The sequence below is a fragment of the Glaciecola petra genome (genome assembly GCF_031846345.1).
Classification (GTDB): domain Bacteria; phylum Pseudomonadota; class Gammaproteobacteria; order Enterobacterales; family Alteromonadaceae; genus Glaciecola; species Glaciecola petra.
The window spans coordinates 17,820-36,509 of the sequence record NZ_JAVRHX010000005.1; the positions used below are offsets into that span (position 1 = coordinate 17,820).

At 39.1% G+C, this 18,690-nt stretch carries 19 protein-coding genes; 6 read left to right on the top strand and 13 right to left on the bottom strand.

What is annotated here, in order from left to right:
• The first annotated feature begins 20 nt into the window (after positions 1–20).
• Entirely contained in the window at positions 21–74 is a 54-nt protein-coding gene (locus tag RM552_RS17775) for a hypothetical protein (RefSeq protein ID WP_432277234.1), read from the top strand.
• Here the strand turns inward: RM552_RS17775 and RM552_RS14455 are convergent.
• The 3 genes from RM552_RS14455 to RM552_RS14465 all read right to left on the bottom strand — a co-directional run bounded on the left by RM552_RS14455 (position 71) and on the right by RM552_RS14465 (position 4,041).
• Entirely contained in the window at positions 71–1,609 is a 1,539-nt protein-coding gene (locus tag RM552_RS14455; protein ID WP_311369579.1) for an MFS transporter, read from the bottom strand. The genes RM552_RS17775 and RM552_RS14455 overlap by 4 nt on opposite strands.
• A 21-nt stretch (positions 1,610–1,630) precedes the next feature.
• Positions 1,631–2,992 (bottom strand): GH1 family beta-glucosidase, encoded by a 1,362-nt coding sequence (locus tag RM552_RS14460; RefSeq protein WP_311369580.1) that lies wholly within the window; start codon positions 2,990–2,992, stop codon positions 1,631–1,633.
• Positions 2,993–3,333: 341 nt separating this feature from the next.
• On the bottom strand, positions 3,334–4,041 hold the full coding sequence (locus tag RM552_RS14465) for an AraC family transcriptional regulator (RefSeq protein ID WP_311369581.1): 708 nt from the start codon (positions 4,039–4,041) through the stop codon (positions 3,334–3,336).
• An 81-nt stretch (positions 4,042–4,122) separates the two neighbouring features.
• Between RM552_RS14465 and RM552_RS14470 the strand changes: the two genes are divergently transcribed.
• Positions 4,123–5,061, top strand: coding sequence for an alpha/beta fold hydrolase (locus tag RM552_RS14470; RefSeq protein ID WP_311369582.1), 939 nt, complete (start codon positions 4,123–4,125; stop codon positions 5,059–5,061).
• A gap of 66 nt (positions 5,062–5,127) precedes the next feature.
• Here RM552_RS14470 and RM552_RS14475 read toward each other — a convergent pair whose 3' ends face one another.
• From RM552_RS14475 to RM552_RS14495, 5 genes are all read right to left on the bottom strand, one after another.
• A complete protein-coding gene (locus RM552_RS14475; protein WP_311369583.1) occupies positions 5,128–5,646 on the bottom strand; it encodes a hypothetical protein in 519 nt (172 codons plus the stop codon).
• Positions 5,647–5,651: 5 nt separating this feature from the next.
• Positions 5,652–6,224, bottom strand: a complete 573-nt coding sequence (locus RM552_RS14480; protein ID WP_311369584.1) for a glycine-rich domain-containing protein — start codon at positions 6,222–6,224, stop codon at positions 5,652–5,654.
• Positions 6,225–6,315: 91 nt separating this feature from the next.
• Positions 6,316–7,014 (bottom strand): LytR/AlgR family response regulator transcription factor, encoded by a 699-nt coding sequence (locus RM552_RS14485; protein WP_311369585.1) that lies wholly within the window; start codon positions 7,012–7,014, stop codon positions 6,316–6,318.
• Positions 7,011–8,138: a sensor histidine kinase gene (locus tag RM552_RS14490; protein ID WP_311369586.1), complete on the bottom strand. Its 1,128-nt coding sequence runs from the start codon at positions 8,136–8,138 to the stop codon at positions 7,011–7,013. The genes RM552_RS14485 and RM552_RS14490 overlap by 4 nt, the downstream gene beginning before the upstream one ends.
• A gap of 6 nt (positions 8,139–8,144) precedes the next feature.
• Positions 8,145–9,809 carry a serine hydrolase domain-containing protein gene (locus RM552_RS14495; protein WP_311369587.1) on the bottom strand — a complete coding sequence of 555 codons (1,665 nt, stop codon included), beginning with the start codon at positions 9,807–9,809 and terminating at the stop codon, positions 8,145–8,147.
• A 408-nt stretch (positions 9,810–10,217) separates the two neighbouring features.
• Between RM552_RS14495 and RM552_RS14500 the strand changes: the two genes are divergently transcribed.
• On the top strand, positions 10,218–10,526 hold the full coding sequence (locus RM552_RS14500) for an isoamylase early set domain-containing protein (RefSeq protein ID WP_311369588.1): 309 nt from the start codon (positions 10,218–10,220) through the stop codon (positions 10,524–10,526).
• A gap of 86 nt (positions 10,527–10,612) precedes the next feature.
• Here the strand turns inward: RM552_RS14500 and RM552_RS14505 are convergent, their stop codons facing one another.
• The 3 genes from RM552_RS14505 to hppD are packed head-to-tail and all read right to left on the bottom strand — an operon-like array spanning position 10,613 to position 13,334.
• Complete coding sequence (locus RM552_RS14505; RefSeq protein ID WP_311369589.1) at positions 10,613–11,620, bottom strand: fumarylacetoacetate hydrolase family protein; 1,008 nt, start codon at positions 11,618–11,620, stop codon at positions 10,613–10,615.
• A 53-nt stretch (positions 11,621–11,673) separates the two neighbouring features.
• The gene (locus RM552_RS14510; RefSeq protein WP_311369590.1) at positions 11,674–12,210 is read right to left on the bottom strand and encodes a VOC family protein; all 537 of its coding nucleotides are present in this window, start codon (positions 12,208–12,210) and stop codon (positions 11,674–11,676) included.
• Positions 12,210–13,334, bottom strand: a complete 1,125-nt coding sequence (gene hppD, locus RM552_RS14515; RefSeq protein ID WP_311369591.1) for a 4-hydroxyphenylpyruvate dioxygenase — start codon at positions 13,332–13,334, stop codon at positions 12,210–12,212. Before hppD ends, RM552_RS14510 begins: the two co-directional genes overlap by 1 nt.
• 181 nt (positions 13,335–13,515) lie before the next feature.
• On the opposite strand from hppD, the gene RM552_RS14520 reads away from it, so the two are divergent.
• Positions 13,516–13,980, top strand: coding sequence for a MarR family winged helix-turn-helix transcriptional regulator (locus tag RM552_RS14520; RefSeq protein ID WP_311369592.1), 465 nt, complete (start codon positions 13,516–13,518; stop codon positions 13,978–13,980).
• Here the strand turns inward: RM552_RS14520 and RM552_RS14525 are convergent.
• Positions 13,969–14,661 (bottom strand): FadR/GntR family transcriptional regulator, encoded by a 693-nt coding sequence (locus RM552_RS14525; protein ID WP_311369593.1) that lies wholly within the window; start codon positions 14,659–14,661, stop codon positions 13,969–13,971. The genes RM552_RS14520 and RM552_RS14525 overlap by 12 nt on opposite strands.
• Positions 14,662–14,862: 201 nt before the next feature.
• On the opposite strand from RM552_RS14525, the gene RM552_RS14530 reads away from it, so the two are divergent.
• Both RM552_RS14530 and RM552_RS14535 read left to right on the top strand, forming a co-directional pair.
• Complete coding sequence (locus RM552_RS14530) at positions 14,863–15,405, top strand: DUF5655 domain-containing protein (protein WP_311369594.1); 543 nt, start codon at positions 14,863–14,865, stop codon at positions 15,403–15,405.
• A 43-nt stretch (positions 15,406–15,448) separates the two neighbouring features.
• Positions 15,449–16,360 carry an SMP-30/gluconolactonase/LRE family protein gene (locus tag RM552_RS14535; protein ID WP_311369595.1) on the top strand — a complete coding sequence of 304 codons (912 nt, stop codon included), beginning with the start codon at positions 15,449–15,451 and terminating at the stop codon, positions 16,358–16,360.
• Between the two features lie 33 nt (positions 16,361–16,393).
• Here the strand turns inward: RM552_RS14535 and RM552_RS14540 are convergent, their stop codons facing one another.
• Positions 16,394–18,526, bottom strand: a complete 2,133-nt coding sequence (locus tag RM552_RS14540; protein ID WP_311369596.1) for an alpha-galactosidase — start codon at positions 18,524–18,526, stop codon at positions 16,394–16,396.
• Between the last annotated feature and the right edge of the window lie 164 nt (positions 18,527–18,690).

Consider the following 18,690-nt stretch of genomic DNA (forward strand, 5'->3'; position numbering starts at 1 on the left):
CGGCGCCAGCCACAGCAGTATTGCTGTGTATTGGCATGTTTGGCTTGATCAGAGCTCGCCGAAATTCCGTTTAGACAGCCTCTCGGCGGGCAATAAGCTCTTTGGTCATTCTGTCTTGCTTCTCCTTAGTTAGTGGATATAGCAAAATTAAGCCGGCTGCTAAAAAGCCAAATATGGCAGGTATGAAGCTCATTAGCTGAACCATGCCAGGTAATGAAGCCTCTATTGTTGATGGATCCATGCCTTCGTATCCATATGTGGCAAGCACAACCAGCACTAAAGCGCCAGCAAAGCCACCGCCCGTTTTTTGTACAAAGGTGCCAGCTGAATAAAACAAGCCAGTGGCACGCCGGCCATTTTTCCATTCTGAATAGTCGGCTGCATCTCCAAGCATAGAGAAAAACAAGGTAGGGATCATGGCAGCAAAGAACTCTGCACTGCAGCCTAATATAAATACGTAAGTTATATTGTTTGGTGGGATCCAGTAAAAACCACATGTCAATAAACTTGCAGCAATAAGTGCAATAAAGAACAAATTCTTGCGTCCAAAACGTTTTGCTAAGGTACTGGTAACTAATGCTCCGGCTATCGAAACAACCAGTAAGCCAATAAAATATTGACCAGCCATAATTTCGTCGCCTATGTAATATTTGAAGTAATACGCAATAACACCATATTTTATGCCGTTAAACATCATGGTTAAAAAGCCAATGCCAATTAAAATTAACCATGGTTTATTGGTAACTAAATCAATCATATCTCGCTGAGTTTGAGATACGTTTTCTTTATTGTTGATAGCTTTACGAATAACAACAAATGTGACCAACATGACAACAACAAAAAATACCCCCGCGTATAAATTTCGATAGTAGAAAAATAAAGAAATACTGATAAGAGGAATGGTGATAATTGGTAACTGCTTGGTTAAATCCCACAACGCTTCTTTGAGTGGTATTTGAGTTTCACTTTCTTTAGTTTCTGCAAGGGGCACAACGCGTTCTTTTGTACTAAAAAAAGTAACCAACATTAAAAAGCACAGCAAACTGGCAAACAGATACATTGTGTATTGATATCCCATGGCGTCGTTTCCGTCACCAAAATATTTTACTAAGCTAGGCAGAAACCCCATTACCAATAAACCACCTAAAAAGGCACCTGCAAAGCGAAACCCTGAAAGGCTAGTGCGTTCGTTGTCATCGTTTGTCATAACGCCCATTAAGGCGGAGTAGGGCACGTTGTTAACAGTATAAGCTAGGGTTAAACCGATGTAGGTGACGTATGCATAAACTAATTTTGCCGAATCACTAATGTTGGGTGTGGTAAAGCTTAAAACCATGAATAAACCCAAGAACGGAGTTGACCATAAAATCCAAGGTCTAAATTTACCCCATTTAGTGTTAGTTCTATCTGCGATCATCCCCATAATAATGTCGGTAATACCATCAGATAAACGCACTATCAAAAATAAAATTGCGGCCGATGATGCGGCGATACCAAAGGTATCGGTGTAAAATACAGCAAGATATGCTAGCGCACCTCGCCAAACTAAATTGGCTGCGGCGTCACCCATTGCATAACCAACTTTTTCATATATGGGTAATTTAATCATGTTCACCTGTCCCTCTGTGTTTTACTTCTTATTATTTTTTAATTGTTCAATTCGAGATGCTAATAGCGTCTGGTATGCTTTTGCACTGTCTTTTAGGGTGCGTTTTTGAGTTTTGTAGTCGACATGTACCAAACCAAATCTTTTCAAATAACCTTCCGCCCATTCAAAATTATCTATCAAACTCCACGCAAAATATCCTTTTATATTCACACCTTGATCAATTGCCTTATGTAAAGCATTCAGGTGTTGGTCATAGTAGTTGACCCTATCTGTATCATGTACTTGGCCGTTTTCTAGCTTGTCAGCCATAGCGGCACCGTTTTCGGTAATATAAATGGGAGGTAAACTAAAACGTGCATCCAATTCCACAAGATAATCTGTTAAAGCTTGTGGGAAAATTTCCCAACCAATGTCTGTGCGAGGATAAAGATGTTCATGTTCTGTATAAAAACTGCCCGTTTCTGTAGGCGCAGAATAGGTTAATCGTGTATAAAAATTAACTCCTAAAAAATCAATCTTGTGACCAATAATGTCAAGATCACCAGGATGAATATCAGGTTTATCATTTTCATCTAATAAATCAATAATTGCTGGGTATGACTTTTCCATAAGTGGCTGCAAATACCATAAATTAATATACTGGTTTGCTAGCTGTGTGGCAGCCAAATCGGCCTTGCTTTGGCTCACGGGGTAGCATGGCGTAAAGTTCAAAACGATGCCGTTGATGGTATCTGGACTATTTTTTTGCAATACTTGCATGCCTAAGCCATGAGCCAATAAAATATGGTGTGCGGCAGTTCGTCCATGCTTTCGCCCAACTTTTCCCGGGGCGTGTACCCCAATTTCATAACCTAAAAATGCGGAGCAATAAGGCTCGTTGAAAGTCGCATAAGAATGAACACGATTGCCCAGCGCTTTGGTAATTAAGTCAACATATTCGGCATATTTATATGCAGTTTCTCTATTTAGCCAGCCTCCATTATCCTCAAGGTGTTGAGGTAAATCCCAATGGTAAAGTGTGACATAGGACTTTATGTTTTTTGACTTAAGCTGGTCTAAAAGTTGAATATAAAAATTGGCCCCTTCTTGATTTAAGGAGCCATCCTCTTTAATAACGCGAGGCCAAGAAATTGAAAACCTATAAGCATCTACACCTAAAGACTCTATTATGTCCAAATCTTCTTGCCATCTATTGACATGGTCACATGCAATAAGGCCATCCGATGCGTCTGCAATTTTGTTAGGTGTGGCGCAAAAAGTATCCCAAATACAGGGTAATCGAGAATCCGCAGAACCTTCTATTTGAAAAGAGGCCGTTGCAACCCCGTATAGAAAATCTTTTTGTTGCATAGGGGAGTTGAAAGGTAGAGCGAGTTTTTGCATGTTATATATCTTTTAATTGGGTTAAGTCTTGCAGCAAAATTAAGTAAACGATTACATAAAATGATGCTATTGAAAGTGAAAAACTAGAATATTCAAGTTATAACATGTTTTTTACATAATATGAAAGCGCTTTCTTTTTATTTTGATTTGTTTTTAAAGTCAAAGACAGTTTATCGAATCTTAAAATACATCTACCTATCTAATGGATAGAGTGTTGGTTGTTGAAAAAGAAAAAAGATAGAACGTTGTCTATTTTGTTTGACATTATTAAAAGTATGAGGGCATTCATGTATGCTTTTAGAGCATAGGCACAGCTTGCAAAGTATTTAAGCGTGCAAAACTCAGCTCCGTTGAACTAATGTTGTAATGTTGCGAAGGCTATTGGCTCCACTTGAAGGGGTTAAACCAAACAATTCTCTTGCGGTCCTAGATGTATGTGCGGCATCAGAAAAACCGGCATCTATTCCTGCTAGGCTTATGTTTTGTCCATTAAAAACATTCGATATTACTGTTACGCTCGCTGCCCATTTTTTGAATCTGCGGAAAGTTTGTCCGGTCACACTTTTAAAATACTTCAACGCTTGTGTTCGCTCCAATCCAAGCTTTTCTGCGAGTTTATCTTGTGTCATTCGATCTAAAGGACTTGAATATAGCTCTTCAATTACAGCTAAAATTGGCAAGTTAGGAGATGTTTTTCCGCCATTTAAAAAAATGCGAAAACTTTCAATTATGTCGAATTCATATTTTTTAAACGCTGCTGGGATGTGCTCCCATTCAGACTCAAGGGATTCAAACGCGGTAAAGTTAGCACTTAGATTAACCCCGTCGAAATAAAGGATTTCAGCGCCCCCAGCAGGAATTGATACTCGGTGGTTTACACCGGGCTTGATACAAATTATTTTGGCTTTAAGTTCTTTATTGTCGTTACTAACACAAACTAATTCATTGTTACTGAAAATGACGCATGTGATTAGATTTTCGTGTAATTCAAGCTCAGACTCAGCCAAAGAAAACATATGCGACCTATAGTGGGTATATTGTTGTGACATAACTTTACTCCCAAATAATTGCACGTTTCTTCAATCGACTTCTCAATTTTACTGATAGAGTTTACAAAAACTGGAGGTAGAATGAAACGACTTATCGCACCATTTGTCATGCTGTTAGCAATTACTTTTGCATTTGTTTGGTTTGCTTTACCCGAACCAGTGAGTCGGTTTTTATTGAATCTCAATAACACATCTGCAGGATTATCTTCTAAAACTTTAACCACCACTATCGGCGACATCCAATACTTGGAAGGAGGTCAAGGTGAAACCATTGTTTTGCTTCATGGCATTTATGCGAGAAAAGAGCATTGGGTTGATTTAGCTCGCGAGCTTACCAAGCGGTTCCGTGTGATTGCCATTGATTTGCCTGGGTTTGGTGATAATCAAATTCGCCAACCTCAACAGTATCGCCTAAAAACCCAAGCGAATAATCTCGATGTGGTTTTACAGTCTTTAAATATAGAATCGGCGCATATTGGCGCTAACTCTATGGGAGCTCAAGTGGTGAGTTTGTTAGCTATTGCTAGGCCTGAGGTAATAAAGAGCTTGGCATTTATTGGAAGTCCATTAGGTGTAACAAGCCCCATAAAAAGTGAGATGGAAAATGCATTGATCAATGGCAATATTCCTCTGCTTGTAAAAACCGAAGCTGACTTTGAACAGCGCAATAACTGGTTATTTCCAAAAACACCAGCGATACCTAGTCCAATTATGAAAACATGGATGCACCAAGAACTAACAAACTCGGTCAGAAATGAAGAAATTTGGCATGCTGTAAATGACTTTTCAGATACTCGTACTTTATTAGAAATCGCACCATTCCTGAGCATGCCAACACTAATTATCTGGTGCCAGCAAGACCGAATATTCCACGTTAGTGGCGCAAAAACCCTAGCCCGCGTTCTGCCAAATTCGAAGCTTACTATATTGGAAAATTGTGGGCATGTGCCCATGCTCGATAAACCTAAAGAGGTGAGCGAGGTATATTTATCTTTCCTCAAACGAAATTTAGGTAATTAAAGGCGTTAGAAAAATTAAAGCACAACAAATCTTTATATTTCAAGCTATTTATAACGGCTGCAAAAGCTAAACCGCTGGGCAAGCAGATACTTCTTTAGGCTCCACCTCGCTGGTATCGCTTAGCCAACAGTCTTCAAATATAGAACAATAACAGATTTGTACCCTGAACCTATCGCGCCATTTTTCGAGCAACAATTCAGTGCGTGACTCCCATGGTACTCTAAATAGGGTGATGCTTTCGTTGGAGCTCATTACGCCGGGTGAGGGATTACTGCTTTTATAAACATCAAAGCTAAACGCATTTTCTGTTCCAACCGTTTTTAAGATTGCCTCATCAAAATTTTGTATAGGCTTATTGTCGAGTATCAATGTTAGGCTTCTAACTTTTGCAGGCCCCACACCCTTGTTAGAAACCGTCATAGTAAAGCCGTCAGCGGAGTAGGCATTTTCTATTTCGATATATGGCCATGCTTGTGATCGCAGTTCATCGCGCGTAAACGTAACTTCTACAATAGAAATAACAAGAGCAAAAACCGACAAGCCAACTGCTATATAAGAGATCAAATTATTCGATTTATCAGACATTTATATTAACCTCCACAACCACCTCCGCCACCACCGCATCCGGCGCCGCAACTAGAGCCGCTATCACCTGGACTAAAGCCAGCAGATCCGCCACCGCAGGTACTGGCACGTTTGGCGTTTAATGTTGAGGGGTCTTCAGTATCAACATAATCAAAGTAATGTTCATCAAAACCTCCATCACCGATGGCATCATGCAAGCTTTTTGTATGAATTACCGCCTCATTGAAAGGAGCACTGCCTTCTTCCAAACCAGGATTATGTTCTATTACTTCGCCATACAAATCCATGCAAAACTCATTGTAAGCACCGTTAAATAGTAAAAAGCCATGCCATATAATATCAGCCCTTTTTGTGGGGACCACCGGTAGCAAATTGGCGGCTTTTCTATTCCACCATAACAAGTATAAAAAATGCCTAAATTCTGCTTTTGCTTGGTCGACATACTCGTATTCGGTACCAAACAATTGATCGGTACTTTTAAATTCGTGATTAGCTTTTTTTACTATTTCATCAAGCTCAAGCCGTAATATTTTGTGGCGAGTAATTTCTGCTGCCTCACCATGTTTATTTTCAAGCATATGCAAATCCTATAAAAGTACTATTTAAAGCATAGTCATAATTGGTAAATTTACTATATGAAAACTGGCGGTTTTTTGAATAAAAATATCGCTACAATGACCAAAGCCTTTTAAATTCGACTGCTTGTCGTTTAGAAATATTCACTTTTAAATTATTTTTAAGTTCAATTACAAATGAGCCATTCTCTAATGCGTCTATGTTTTCTATGTAATGGGTATTAATTATCCAACTGCGACTTGCTTTAAAAAAGGAGTCGGTGTTCAGTCGCGTATATATGGATCCGATAGGACGATATACCGAGGGTACGCCTTCAGCTGTGTGCACGCGGGTATAATTGCCCATAGCTTCAAAAGCAAAAATATCGTCCACACTAACAAAAAAGCATTTTTCACCATCTTTTATAAATATGCGTTTGTCGGGTGACAGCTTTGTTTGTGCTTTTTCTGATGACACTTTGGCAAGTGCTTTTTGCAGGCGTTCAAGGCGCACTGGTTTTAGTAAATAATCAAGCGCATTATATTCAAATGATTGCACCGCGTACTGATTAAACGCGGTGACAAAAATAACCTGTGGTACATGGTTTAACTGTTCTAGCATATCGAAGCCTGTTCCGTCAGGTAGGTCGATGTCGAGCAAGAGTAAATCTATACAAGTATTGTCTAGCACGCTAAGGGCTTCCTTTATACTCCCAGCTTCTGCTAATACTTCAATATTATTGCTTTGTGACAACTGATTTTTCAGCTCTACCCTAGCCAGTCTGCTATCGTCAACTATAGCCACCCGGATCATATACGGTTTCCTTTTTCTTCAGCAAACTCTAAAGGTAGTAATATCGTTGCTCTAGCAGTGTTTTGCTCAATATTTAAGGTGAAGCTCGCGACTTGTTTTGATTTGTTGTACAGCAGCTTTAGTCTTTTTTGAATATTTTTAATACCTAACTTGGTGTTAGACTCATTTGTTTGTAAACGCTCATAAGTAGGCGTTGTTGTAACTGGGTTAATGACTTCAATGCAAATACTGCCGGGGTTATCATTTTGCAAAGCTTCATCAATAGATGGTTGTAAACGAACAACGACAGAAACTATTCCCCCTTCAGGTAGTTTTGCAATACCATGCTTTATTGCGTTTTCTATGCACAATTGTAGCAACATTTTAGGTATCAATGCTGTTTTTGCCGCTTCCGGTACATTCACTTCAAATTGAAGCCTTTGTTCAAATTGAATCTCACAAAGAGAAATATATTCGTGCGTAATGTTTAATTCTTCTGACAGTGAGACTTTATCTGGTTTATTAAATCCATCTTGATGATTTAATGTGTACCTGAGCATTTCAGAGAGTTGCGTTAGCGCGTTACGAGCTTTTTCTGGGTCTTCTAATATCACAGCCCTTATATTATTGAGTGTATTGAACAAAAAATGTGGGTTAAGCTGTTGACTGAGCACATCTAATTGACTGCTAGCCAGTGCTTCTTTTACTTCATATATCTGCCTGACTTTTACCACTAGTAAATAGCCAATGCTCCAAAATAAACTGGCTGACATCATGTTTAACCAGTTGCCCCAAAACATACTACTCAATGCTTGAGGCATAATTTCTCTCGGAACTGCCGGGATAAAACCCCAAAGGCCTAACAGCAATACAACTGTGATCATTGCAGAAACGCCAGCAACGCCGCCCATAAGTGACTGTAGCGTAAAGTAGGCTATTTCCTTACCCAGCGAGTGGCCTTTTATCCATTTTTTGTAAAGGTGCCTAGATAGACACGAGTAAAGAGCGGTTGTGCCTATAAGTGAAATCGCTAAATATATCTCGTATTCACCCAAGCTTCTACCGAGTAAAATAGTGCCAGTGATGAGCGTAAAGACGATTGACCAAAAGAGTAATTGAAGCCAGTAGAAATAGTTAGATTGCATAGCTTTTTATATTTCTTGAATGTTAACGCTTGTGTCAGTTAACAACTTATGGCCAAGTGCGTCAATAGATACCGCTTGATTGTTGAGTAAAACAACCGCTCTAGAGCCATCTAAATAAAAACCTAAAAACGAACTAAAACCACCTGTCATGCCATTATGCCAAGCGAACTTTTTGCCTTCGCTGTCTTCCATAATTAGCCAGGCTAAACCTTGCTCACAACACGAAATACTAGTAACTGGGGTAAATAGTAGTGTTGCAAGCGACGTGTTTTCTTTGGCTATTGTCATCATATGATTTGTGTAAGCGATCATATCGTCTATATTCGAAACTATAGCACCAGCGCCGGATGCCGCACCAAAATGCCAAGGAATGACGCTTTGACCTGTTTGGGTATATCCTGTAATTAGCTTATCACTGTCACTACTAGTGTCACTTGCCACATAGGTGTTATTCATGGCTAATGGATTTAATATATGCTCCGATATTTCTGCTGCAAATGTTGAGCGTTCGTTTATTGCTAGTGCCTCTCCTAAAATAGCATAAGCAAAATTTGAATATTGATATGACGTTTTACCAAGTTGTGTATTTTTTAAATCTTCACTGAGTTGCGATTGTGTAATATCGGCAAAGGGATTTCTTGGGTCCTTGCGATTTTCTAGACTAGGAGGGTTGCGCTCTAAACCACTGATATGTGCAGCTAGTGACTGCATGCTTATCTTATTAATTTTATTATTTTTTGAGTTTGCAGCAATTGGGAAAACGGTTTCTAAGTGACTGTCTAAACTGAGCTTTTCAGACACTACTTGTTTTGCCAACAAATATGCGGTGAATGTTTTAGTTACTGAACCAATTTCGTAGCGTGTTTCGTTACTAGTATTTTGAAAAAACCGAGTAACAGATTTGTTAGGTGAAATGATGGCAATACTGCCCCCTTTCTCACCAAAAGTAGGGGTTTTAAATTGCTGAGACGCGTTTTCAGGAGTGACTTTGGTAAGCGTTAAGCTCATAGGCATCCCTTGTATAAAGGTTCCAGCGTAGGCCATGTCGGCTTCAGAATTGGTATTTGATTTTCCTGCAAAAGTTGCATTTAGCATCTTTGACGAAAAACTTAAGCTAGTATTGTCAAGTTTGATGTCTTGTACGGGAATGCCAAAAGAATTTTGAGCAGGGCTGTCCAATACGCCAGAATAGCCATTTTTAATAACTGCCACTCTCAGCACAATGGGCAATGAGTTTTCGCTATTAATGACTAAATCGCCTGAATATTTCCCTTCGAACGACATTCTATTGAGATCTTTTTGCTTAAGCCTATGCAAAGTTAAAGGTCTTGATTTACCTTGCGTAAAAACCCCTTCTAGCACATCCCCTACAATTTCTCCTTCAAATGTAGCTTTTAGGTTTTCGTCATTAAAGCTGACTTTATTCCCTTCAACTGAAAATTTGCTCGGTACATGTGCCAACATCTCTTGTATGGGGCTATCCAGACTAAGAGTATTGTTTTTGGTGTTTATGACTAAGCCTATGGGCAGTACGATATTGTCTTGGATCACTAATTCGCCACGCCAGTTGCCGTCAGCTTCTGCAAAAGCCTTGCTTAAACCGCACAACAAGAATAACAAAATAGAGTTAACTAAAAATGCAGGTAGTAGTCCTTTAACGTTAAAAAACATAATGTGCTCCGAGTAGATATTGTAAATTCCAGCTTAGATTACCTTTTTACATTCTACTAAACATAATTATATGACTAACGGGTAATTGAGATGTTGAGCGGGGTTTTAGGCAAAGTCTATCAGCTACTTCCAGTACAAAATAAAAAACAGTATGAATTTTGTTATTTTATTACACAAATTTGCAATTATTTATGAAATAAAATACTAAAGTTTAAATAACATACAATAAAGCGATGCTTTTTTATTTTTATGATGTAATATTACAACAAATAAGAGCAAAAATAGTCGTAATTTAAAGTATTTGTAAAAAAAGTGTCAAAAATTTGTATAAGTCTTTTAAAGATGAGCACAAAAGACACTGCATACATATCGTTTAACAACATTCTTTTACAACTTTAGGAAAAACTCATGAGCTTTAAGAAACAATACTTAAAAACTAAACCCATATGTAAAGTCACTTTTAAATTAACAAAAGAAGAAGCAAAAAATGCTGATTCGGTTAAGTTACTTGGTGATTTCAACGGATGGGACAAATCCAGTCAACCTATGAAAAAGCTAAAAAGCGGTGGTTTTACAGCGACCGTAAATTTAGACAAAGGCAATGACTACCAATTTAGATATTTGCTTGACGATAACGAGTGGGAGAATGATTGGGAAGCTGATCAGTATGTCCCATCAGCGCTTGCCTATGAAGACAACTCAGTTGTAGCTGTCTAAATTAATCTGCATATAAAAGGGACTTACTGTGTATAGTGAGTCCCTTTTTTTGTGAAATATGCCTAACATTTTCTAGCCAAAACGGCTTAGTATTTTTTTACCGTTTGAGTAATTTGACCAAAAATACTTTGCCCATTTTTGTCCAACATCTCAATTGTGATATGGTCGCCAAATTTCATAAATGGCGTCGATGGAGTCCCATTTTGGATAGTTTCTATCATTCTAATTTCGGCAATACAGCTGTAACCAACGCCGCCTTCTTTAACGGGTAAACCTGGACCATCATTGAGTTTATTCGATACAGTGCCCGAACCAATAATACTGCCCGCACAGAGCTCTCTAGTTTTAGCGGCATGTGCAATTAGTTCACCAAAGTGGAAGGTCATATCAACTCCCGCATGAGGTTCGCCAAATTTCTCGCCATTTAAATGTGATATCAGCGGTAAATGCAATTTACCACCTTGCCATGCATCGCCTAAAACATCTGGCGTTACACAAACGGGGCTAAAAGCACTAGACGGTTTGGATTGGAAAAATCCAAATCCTTTTGCCAATTCACCTGGAATTAAACCACGCAAGGAAACATCATTTACAATCATAATCAACTGAATGTAAGCAACAGCATCTTCAGCGCTTACGCCCATGGGGACATCGCTTGTCACAACAGCGACTTCGGCTTCAAAATCAATCCCAAAACCGTCGTCTTGAGGCATTAATATGTCGTCTTTGGGACCCAAAAACGTATCTGAGCCACCTTGGTACATAAGTGGGTTAGTCCAAAAACTCTCAGGCATTTCAGCACCACGTGCTTTGCGAACCAGTTCAACATGGTTAACATAAGCACTGCCATCAGCCCATTGATAAGCTCTAGGCAGAGGTGAAGCGCAATGACTTTGATCAAACGCTTCTCCTTGTATTTCGCCGTCTTCGAGTTGGTTTGCAATTTTGGCTAATTGACTCGAAATTTCTGACCAATTGTCTAACGCAAACTGCAAAGTGGGCGCGATATGCGCGACACTGACCATGCTTGTTAGTGCACTATTAACGACAACTAACTTGCCATCACGACCATTTTTTAAGCTTGCTAATTTCATTTAAAACACCTTTTACAGAATTTGTTTAAGTCTTTTGTATCCATCACCAAATGTTAGCCAGGAAAACCCTTGCCATTATGCAACCAATCAGCATGCTTGGGGGCTTTTTTAGTTTCAGCCCATTCATCTAGCATGGCAGGAGCAACTCGCTTTAGTTCAGTCATCATGGCGGGTGTGCCGGTATTGGCAGCAAGCTCTATTCGATGGCCATTTGGATCAAAAAAGTAAATTGATTTGAATATACTGTGGTCTGTAGGACCAAGCACACTTATATCATGAGCTTCCAAACGCTCTTTGGCTTTCAACAAGTCGTCCATTGAATCGACTTCAAAAGCAATATGTTGTACCCATTCAGGTGTGTTCGTATCTTTACCCATAGCAGGTGAATTTGGTAGTTCAAAAAACGCGAGTACGTTTCCATTGCCAGCATCTAAAAAAACATGCATATAGGGATCGGGCGCCTGTGTAGAAGGTACTTTGTCTTCTGCTATTGCAAGTTGAAAGTCCATGTTGAGCATGTTTTGATAGAACTCAACGGTTTCTTTTGCGTCGTTACATCGATACGCAACATGATGTATACGCGATATCATTACGCTTTCTCCACGTTTTCGTCAGCACCTTCAACACCTGCACTTTCGCTGCCAGCAATAACACCGCGAGCCACTTGATCACGCTCTATCGATTCAAACAAAGCTTTAAAGTTACCTTCACCAAAGCCGTCGTCTTCTTTGCGTTGAATAAATTCAAAGAACACAGGGCCAAGCATAGCGGCTGAAAATATTTGCAATAACAAACGAGGTTTGCCGTCTGCGGTTGTGCCGTCGAGCAATATGCCACGTGCTTGCAGTTCGTCAGTTGGCTCACCATGTCCAGGTAAACGTCCTTCTAGCATTTCGTAGTAGGTGCCAGGAGGAGGCGTCATAAATTCCATACCCATGGCTTTAAGCCTATCCCAACAAGCAGGAAGGTCGTCGCATGCAAAGGCAATATGTTGAATACCTTCACCGTTATATTGCATTAAGAACTCTTCAATTTGGCCGCCGCCACCGCCACCTGCTTCTTCATTTAATGGTATTTTGATTTTACCATCTGGCGCAGTCATTGCTTTAGATAACAAGCCTGTGTATTCGCCTTTAATGTCGAAATAGCGTATTTCACGGAAGTTAAATAAATCTTCGTAAAAACTAGCCCAGTAGTCCATGCGGCCACGGTAGACGTTGTGGGTTAGGTGGTCGAGAGTATGGAAACCACAACCTTCAGGATGTTGGTCAACCCCGTCTAACCATTCGAAGTCGATGTCGTATATGGTTTCGCCTTCTTTATAACGGTCAATTAAATACAAAGCAGCGCCACCAATACCTTTAATTGCTGGCAATTTCAACTCCATTGCGCCAGTTTGCATATCTATGGGTTGAGCCCCATTTTCTAATGCTAACGCGTATGCTTTTTTCGAATTTTTTACCCTAAAGGCCATACCGCATGCAGAAGGGCCGTGTTCTTGGGCGTAATAAAATGCTGGGCTATTTTTGGTATAATTAGTGATAAAATTAATATCACCTTGACGCCAAAGGGCGACTTCTTTTGATTTATGATTGGCAACATGGGTAAAACCCATGGCAGTGAAAACGCTTTCTAACAAGCCTTTTTCGGGTGCTGTAAATTCTACAAACTCAAAACCATCAAGCCCCATTGGATTTTCAAACAAATCTGCCATTAACTTACCCTTAATATAATAAAGACGAAAACTAATTCGAATTACAATTGGCTTGAATTTTTTGGCCAAAATGCGCATTAGTTGAAATTGCAACTAATTTAGTTGTTATTGCAACTAATGTCAAGTTGTTCTATATTAATACGCATATTTTTGGTGACGGTATAAAAGCAGAAGGTAAGAAATGAGTGATAATAATAAGCAAACAGTGTTGCTTACTTTAGAACGTTATTTACCCTATCGCTTATCAATTTTATCCAACAAAGTTAGTACCTTGGTTGCACAGTCTTATAAAGACAAGTTTGCGCTATCTATTACTGAATGGCGAATAATGGCTGTTTTAGGCGAGTATCCTGGGGTTTCAGCTGACGAGATATCGCTAAAAACACAAATTGAAAAGTCATTAATTAGTAGAGCAATTGGTCAATTACTGAAACGAAATTTAATTGACCGACAAACATCAAAAGAAGATAAGCGGCGCTCCGAGATAAGCTTGTCAGAGACAGGTTATCTTGTTTACTCTGAAATTGTGCCGCTTTCATATGAGTACGAAAAACAACTGTTGGCTTGTCTAAATGAAGAAGAGCAAAACCAATTAAGTGATTTGATCGACAGGCTTTATGCTCACGCTGACCACTTAAAGTTTTAATTCTATTAAGCTTAATGCTTCTTCCAATATGTTATGTACATAGGCCCTTGCACCTGTAGCATCGCCAGACTTAATGCATTCGTATATTTGTGCATGTGCATTTACATCGGCGGTTTTAACGCCTTTCACGTGATTGGTATATCGAATGCTTACGCGTAAAGCAGTATTTATAAACTGAGTTAGTTGTAAGAAAAAACGATTTCCACTCGCTTCGAGAATAGCACTATGAAAACTGATGTCTGCATCGAGTGGATCATCTAAGCCATTTTCAGCATCAGCCATTCTTTTTAGCGCTTTATCAATATGCTGGAGCTGAATAGGGGTAGCATTTTTTGCCGCCAATTCAGCGGCGAGTGGCTCTATTGCAAACCGAACTTGGGTAAACTCCTTGAGGAGTTTCAACGAAGGTTTGCTCTGTAATATCCAAGACAACACGTCGGTATCAAACATATTCCAACTGCTTTCAGGTAATACTTTAATACCCTGTTTGGGCCTAGATGATACCAAACCTTTAGCAGAGAGCATTTTAACCGCTTCGCGTGTTGAACTCCGACTGACTTCAAACTCTTCACATAAGTTTGCTTCAGAGGGCATACCTTCTCCAACGGGGTAGTGCCCATTAACAATAGCTAAACCTAACTTATGGGTGAGTTGTTGGGTTAAATTTTGTGCTTGTTTCATTATTTTCCCTGTTAAAAAGACAAACAAGGTGTTTTGTTTGTTAAATATTAATGCGTTTTTTAATAATAATTATCATATTAATCGACATAATCATAGAAAAATTAGCTTAAATTAAACATCTAACGAGTAATTTTGAGCTTAAGAAGACTAACTGTTAATCTGTATTATAGTTTTAAAAAAAGATTGGAAGAGGAATGCTGTATGGATCAAGCTTTAAAGACAATGATAGCAAATATGCCTGAAAAAACTGGTAAAAACTTAGACGAATGGAAAGAGTTGCTTAAACAACAAGCTATCGAAAAACATTCAGTCGCAGTGAAATTCCTCAAGGAGCAACATGGTGTATCGCACGGCTTTGCAAATACAATAGTTACTCTTTCTAAACAAAACACCGACTCTGCTGAGGACCTAGTAAGTGCACAGTATAAGGGTAAAGAAGCGCTTTTGCCCTTGTATGATGCCCTCATTTCAACCCTTAAATCCTTCGGTGAAGATGTGCTAATTACACCAAAAAAAACGAGTGTTAGTGTAATTAGAAAGCATCAATTTGTATTGATTAAACCTGCGACAAAAACCCGTATTGACCTGGGTTTGAAACTAAAGGATGTTGAGCCACAAGGTATCCTTGAACCCTCGGGGCCTTTTGGGACCATGTGTACGCATCGAATACAATTGAAGACGGTTTCTGATATAAATGCAGAGCTTAATGATTGGCTTTTAAAGGCCTATAATAAATCAGTATAGTCTATACTCGGGGTGTTACTGAGCAGCTTAAGAAGGGTGGCTATTGTTAGTTAAACAATTTTTATTTCAAATAGAATGCCAAAATACCTTGGGCGAAAATGTTTTATGGCATACCTCCGAGCAAGTACTTTATTGGACAGACATTCAAGAAAAAGAACTTTACATGTGGAATGCTGAAAGCGGCAGAACAAGTAGTATTTCACTCCCTTTTAGAATGACCAGTTTTGCTTTTACTGCCAACATAGGCGTGTTATTGGCTGCATTTGAGCAAGGTATTGGATTATACAATATTCAAAATGGCGAATTGAATTGGTTATCTTCACCTGAATCAAATAACGAACATACCCGTTTTAACGATGGTAAATGTGATACGCAAGGACGTTATTGGGTAGGTTCAATGGTAGAAAATGGTAACTACAATAAATTGGACGAAAGCGAAAAGGCAGCCTTGTATTGTCTAAAGTGTGAAGGTGCAAATAAATACAAGTCAAAACGAGTACTTTCGGGTTTACATATATCGAATGGTTTAGCCTTCAACAAAGACAGTTCTATTATGTATCACGCAGACTCGCCGAAACATAAAATTTATGCTTATTCACTTGATAGAAATGGCGAAATTGTTAACAAAAAGCTTTTTGCTAAGTTTGAAAAAAATAGTTTCCCAGACGGCGCATGTGTGGATATTAATGAAAACTTATGGACTGCTATTTGGGGCGGAGCCCATCTTGCTTGCATTAGCAATGACGGCAAAAAGTTGTTTTCTTACCCTTTACCAATTACCCAGCCAACGTGTGTATGTATTGGCGGGCCAAATATGGACTGGTTATTTGTGACTAGCGCAAAAGATGGGTTAAGCGCACAACAATTAGTAAGACAGCCAAAAGCCGGTAACCTTTTTGTTTATCAATTAGTAGAGTCGCTTGGCCGTGTTGAGCCCATTACTCAAGTAATGTAAATGAATATCTTAGTTACGTTCCACCACAAAGAACTATTGTTTACTTAATTTGAATATTAAGCTTGTTTGTGGAAACACTATAGGCAATTGCATGCCAAATTTCATTAAGGCTTCACCACTAAATATTTGGTCTTCGACAACCGATAATATAGAGCTTGAATATTCCTTTAATTGTGTTGGCCAAATCATATTTAACTTATAGTTGGCCGCTTTATCGAGACCGTCGAAACGATATTTCCGAGGCATAGTTCGGCGAGTTTCCACGACACTATTATAGGCAAATAAGCCAGTACTTTTATCATCAGATACAATGCCAAAATCAACAGAGTGACCATTTAATTCACTGCGATATAGTCGTCCTGAATGAATAAGGTGACGGTAATCTTTGTATAATTGTGTTCCGCTTTGGAGCATCGCAATATCATCATCGCTTAATTCTCGAGGATCCATTTCCATGCCCATGGAACCAAAAAAGGCAACGGCTATTCGCGTTTCCAGGGATATTTGACGGCCAGTAATATGGCATTCACGTGGTCCTACATGCGACCCCATTATTTCACTTGGGAAGAAAAACGAACATCCGCGCTGAATCATCAAGCGGTCTAGTGCATCGTTTGAATCAGAAGTCCAAATGCGGTCGGTGTGGGCCAAAACGCCATAATCAACTCGAGCACCTCCTGATGAGCAACTTTCAATTTCAACTTTTGGATGCGCGTGTTTTACTCTATCGATTAGGGCATATACTGCTTTAGTTTGATTGTGAATAGCACTTATACCTTTGGCATTTCCAGTATGGTTAATATCGCGATTCATGTCCCATTTAATATAAGTAATTTGAGGATACTCGGTTAATACATCGCTAATTTGTTCAAATAAATAGTCACACACTTCGGAACGCGTTAAATCTAACACCAATTGATTTCTAAAGTCTATTTGAGGGTTGCCTGTTGTACTCAATACCCAATCTGGGTGGGCTCTATATAGCTCGCTATTAGGATTTACCATTTCAGGTTCAAACCATATACCAAAAGCCATACCCAGGTCATTGACATGTTCAATAATAGGATTTAATCCATCGGGATAAATAGACTTGTCTACTACCCAATCACCCAAGCCCGCATTGTCGTTTCTGCGGCCTAAAAACCAGCCATCATCTAAAACAAACCTTTCGGCACCTGCATTAGACATTATATTGGCAAGTTGTTTAAGAGTAGTTACATCGTGATCAAAGTAAATGCCTTCCCAAGTGTTGTAATGGATTGGTCGCGGCATTTTTGTAATTCTATCGCTCAATATGTGCTTTCTGACAAATCGATGAAAATTATGCGACAAGGCGCTAAAGCCATGTTGAGAATAACTCACATAAAGTGTCGGACTAGTATATGTCTGATCTTTTTCTAAGCTTATTTCGCCATTTCCGAGTAACTCTCCCATTTGCACATATGTGCGTTGTTCCGGCAATAATTCAACTCTTGTTCTATGATTTCCACTCCAGCCTAAATGATAACCATAGCATTCACCTTGCTGCTCGTTTGTATGCTCTGCATGCAATACTACCCCAGGCCAATTGTCATGGGAGGTTTTACCTTTTCGGTTCTCTCGCACAAAAGCGCCTAAAAATAGGTCGATACTGTTGGTTTGAAACTCCATTGACCAGCGTCCCTCAAATGACAAAATTTTGTTGATATGGTCAGGCATTGTAAAGGTAGGGGCTGCGCAATAATTAACATTTAATTTGGTGGTAGATTGGTTGGTAATGCTGGTACTGGCCGATAGTACATTGGTTTCGTAATCTAGGTCTAAACGATGTTCTAAGCTTATATCTCTAACTTCATCAACTGATAAAAATATTACCGAAGATTTATTCGCTTGCTTAACATCTATTAATTTAGCGCCCGCGCTCCACGCCAATCCATCATTAAATAGATCAAGCGCTGGCTGGCCAGTAAAACCGTCACCCAAACAGGGAGATAAACTAATGGGTGTTTCAACAACCAAAGCACATTTAGCCTCTTGGCGTGTGCATAATAATCCAAGCATAGAAGGCAAAGTTGTATCACTTAGTTTACTTCCCCAATAGAGGACTATTGGTGTTTGGCGACGACAATCTACAATTAGGCTTGTTGTATCGCTACATAAATGTGTGTAGTCAGGGTAGTTTTTCATGGCGTTTCCAAGAAATTATGTTTGGATAGTGTTACTTATTTTGCGAATCTACACAAAAAATGTAAGCGTGTAAATAAATCATATAAATATGTTAAAATAATTTGAATTATTCATTTCTTATTTAAAAATTCTTGGCATATTTTTGACTACTCTGTAATATTTAT

Bases quoted from the DNA above. Each gene is read 5' to 3' on its own strand.
- RM552_RS14460 (WP_311369580.1), bottom strand. From the start codon at position 2,992: ATGCAAAAACTCGCTCTACCTTTCAACTCCCCTATGCAACAAAAAGAT.
- RM552_RS14465 (WP_311369581.1), bottom strand. From the start codon at position 4,041: ATGTCACAACAATATACCCACTATAGGTCGCATATGTTTTCTTTGGCT.
- hppD (WP_311369591.1), bottom strand. From the start codon at position 13,334: ATGGCAGATTTGTTTGAAAATCCAATGGGGCTTGATGGTTTTGAGTTT.
- RM552_RS14480 (WP_311369584.1), bottom strand. From the start codon at position 6,224: ATGCTTGAAAATAAACATGGTGAGGCAGCAGAAATTACTCGCCACAAA.
- RM552_RS14500 (WP_311369588.1), top strand. From the start codon at position 10,218: ATGAGCTTTAAGAAACAATACTTAAAAACTAAACCCATATGTAAAGTC.
- RM552_RS14495 (WP_311369587.1), bottom strand. From the start codon at position 9,809: ATGTTTTTTAACGTTAAAGGACTACTACCTGCATTTTTAGTTAACTCT.
- RM552_RS14470 (WP_311369582.1), top strand. From the start codon at position 4,123: ATGAAACGACTTATCGCACCATTTGTCATGCTGTTAGCAATTACTTTT.
- RM552_RS14520 (WP_311369592.1), top strand. From the start codon at position 13,516: ATGAGTGATAATAATAAGCAAACAGTGTTGCTTACTTTAGAACGTTAT.
- RM552_RS14525 (WP_311369593.1), bottom strand. From the start codon at position 14,661: ATGAAACAAGCACAAAATTTAACCCAACAACTCACCCATAAGTTAGGT.
- RM552_RS14530 (WP_311369594.1), top strand. From the start codon at position 14,863: ATGGATCAAGCTTTAAAGACAATGATAGCAAATATGCCTGAAAAAACT.
- RM552_RS14510 (WP_311369590.1), bottom strand. From the start codon at position 12,210: ATGATATCGCGTATACATCATGTTGCGTATCGATGTAACGACGCAAAA.
- RM552_RS14485 (WP_311369585.1), bottom strand. From the start codon at position 7,014: ATGATCCGGGTGGCTATAGTTGACGATAGCAGACTGGCTAGGGTAGAG.
- RM552_RS14540 (WP_311369596.1), bottom strand. From the start codon at position 18,526: ATGAAAAACTACCCTGACTACACACATTTATGTAGCGATACAACAAGC.
- RM552_RS14475 (WP_311369583.1), bottom strand. From the start codon at position 5,646: ATGTCTGATAAATCGAATAATTTGATCTCTTATATAGCAGTTGGCTTG.
- RM552_RS14505 (WP_311369589.1), bottom strand. From the start codon at position 11,620: ATGAAATTAGCAAGCTTAAAAAATGGTCGTGATGGCAAGTTAGTTGTC.
- RM552_RS14490 (WP_311369586.1), bottom strand. From the start codon at position 8,138: ATGCAATCTAACTATTTCTACTGGCTTCAATTACTCTTTTGGTCAATC.
- RM552_RS14455 (WP_311369579.1), bottom strand. From the start codon at position 1,609: ATGATTAAATTACCCATATATGAAAAAGTTGGTTATGCAATGGGTGAC.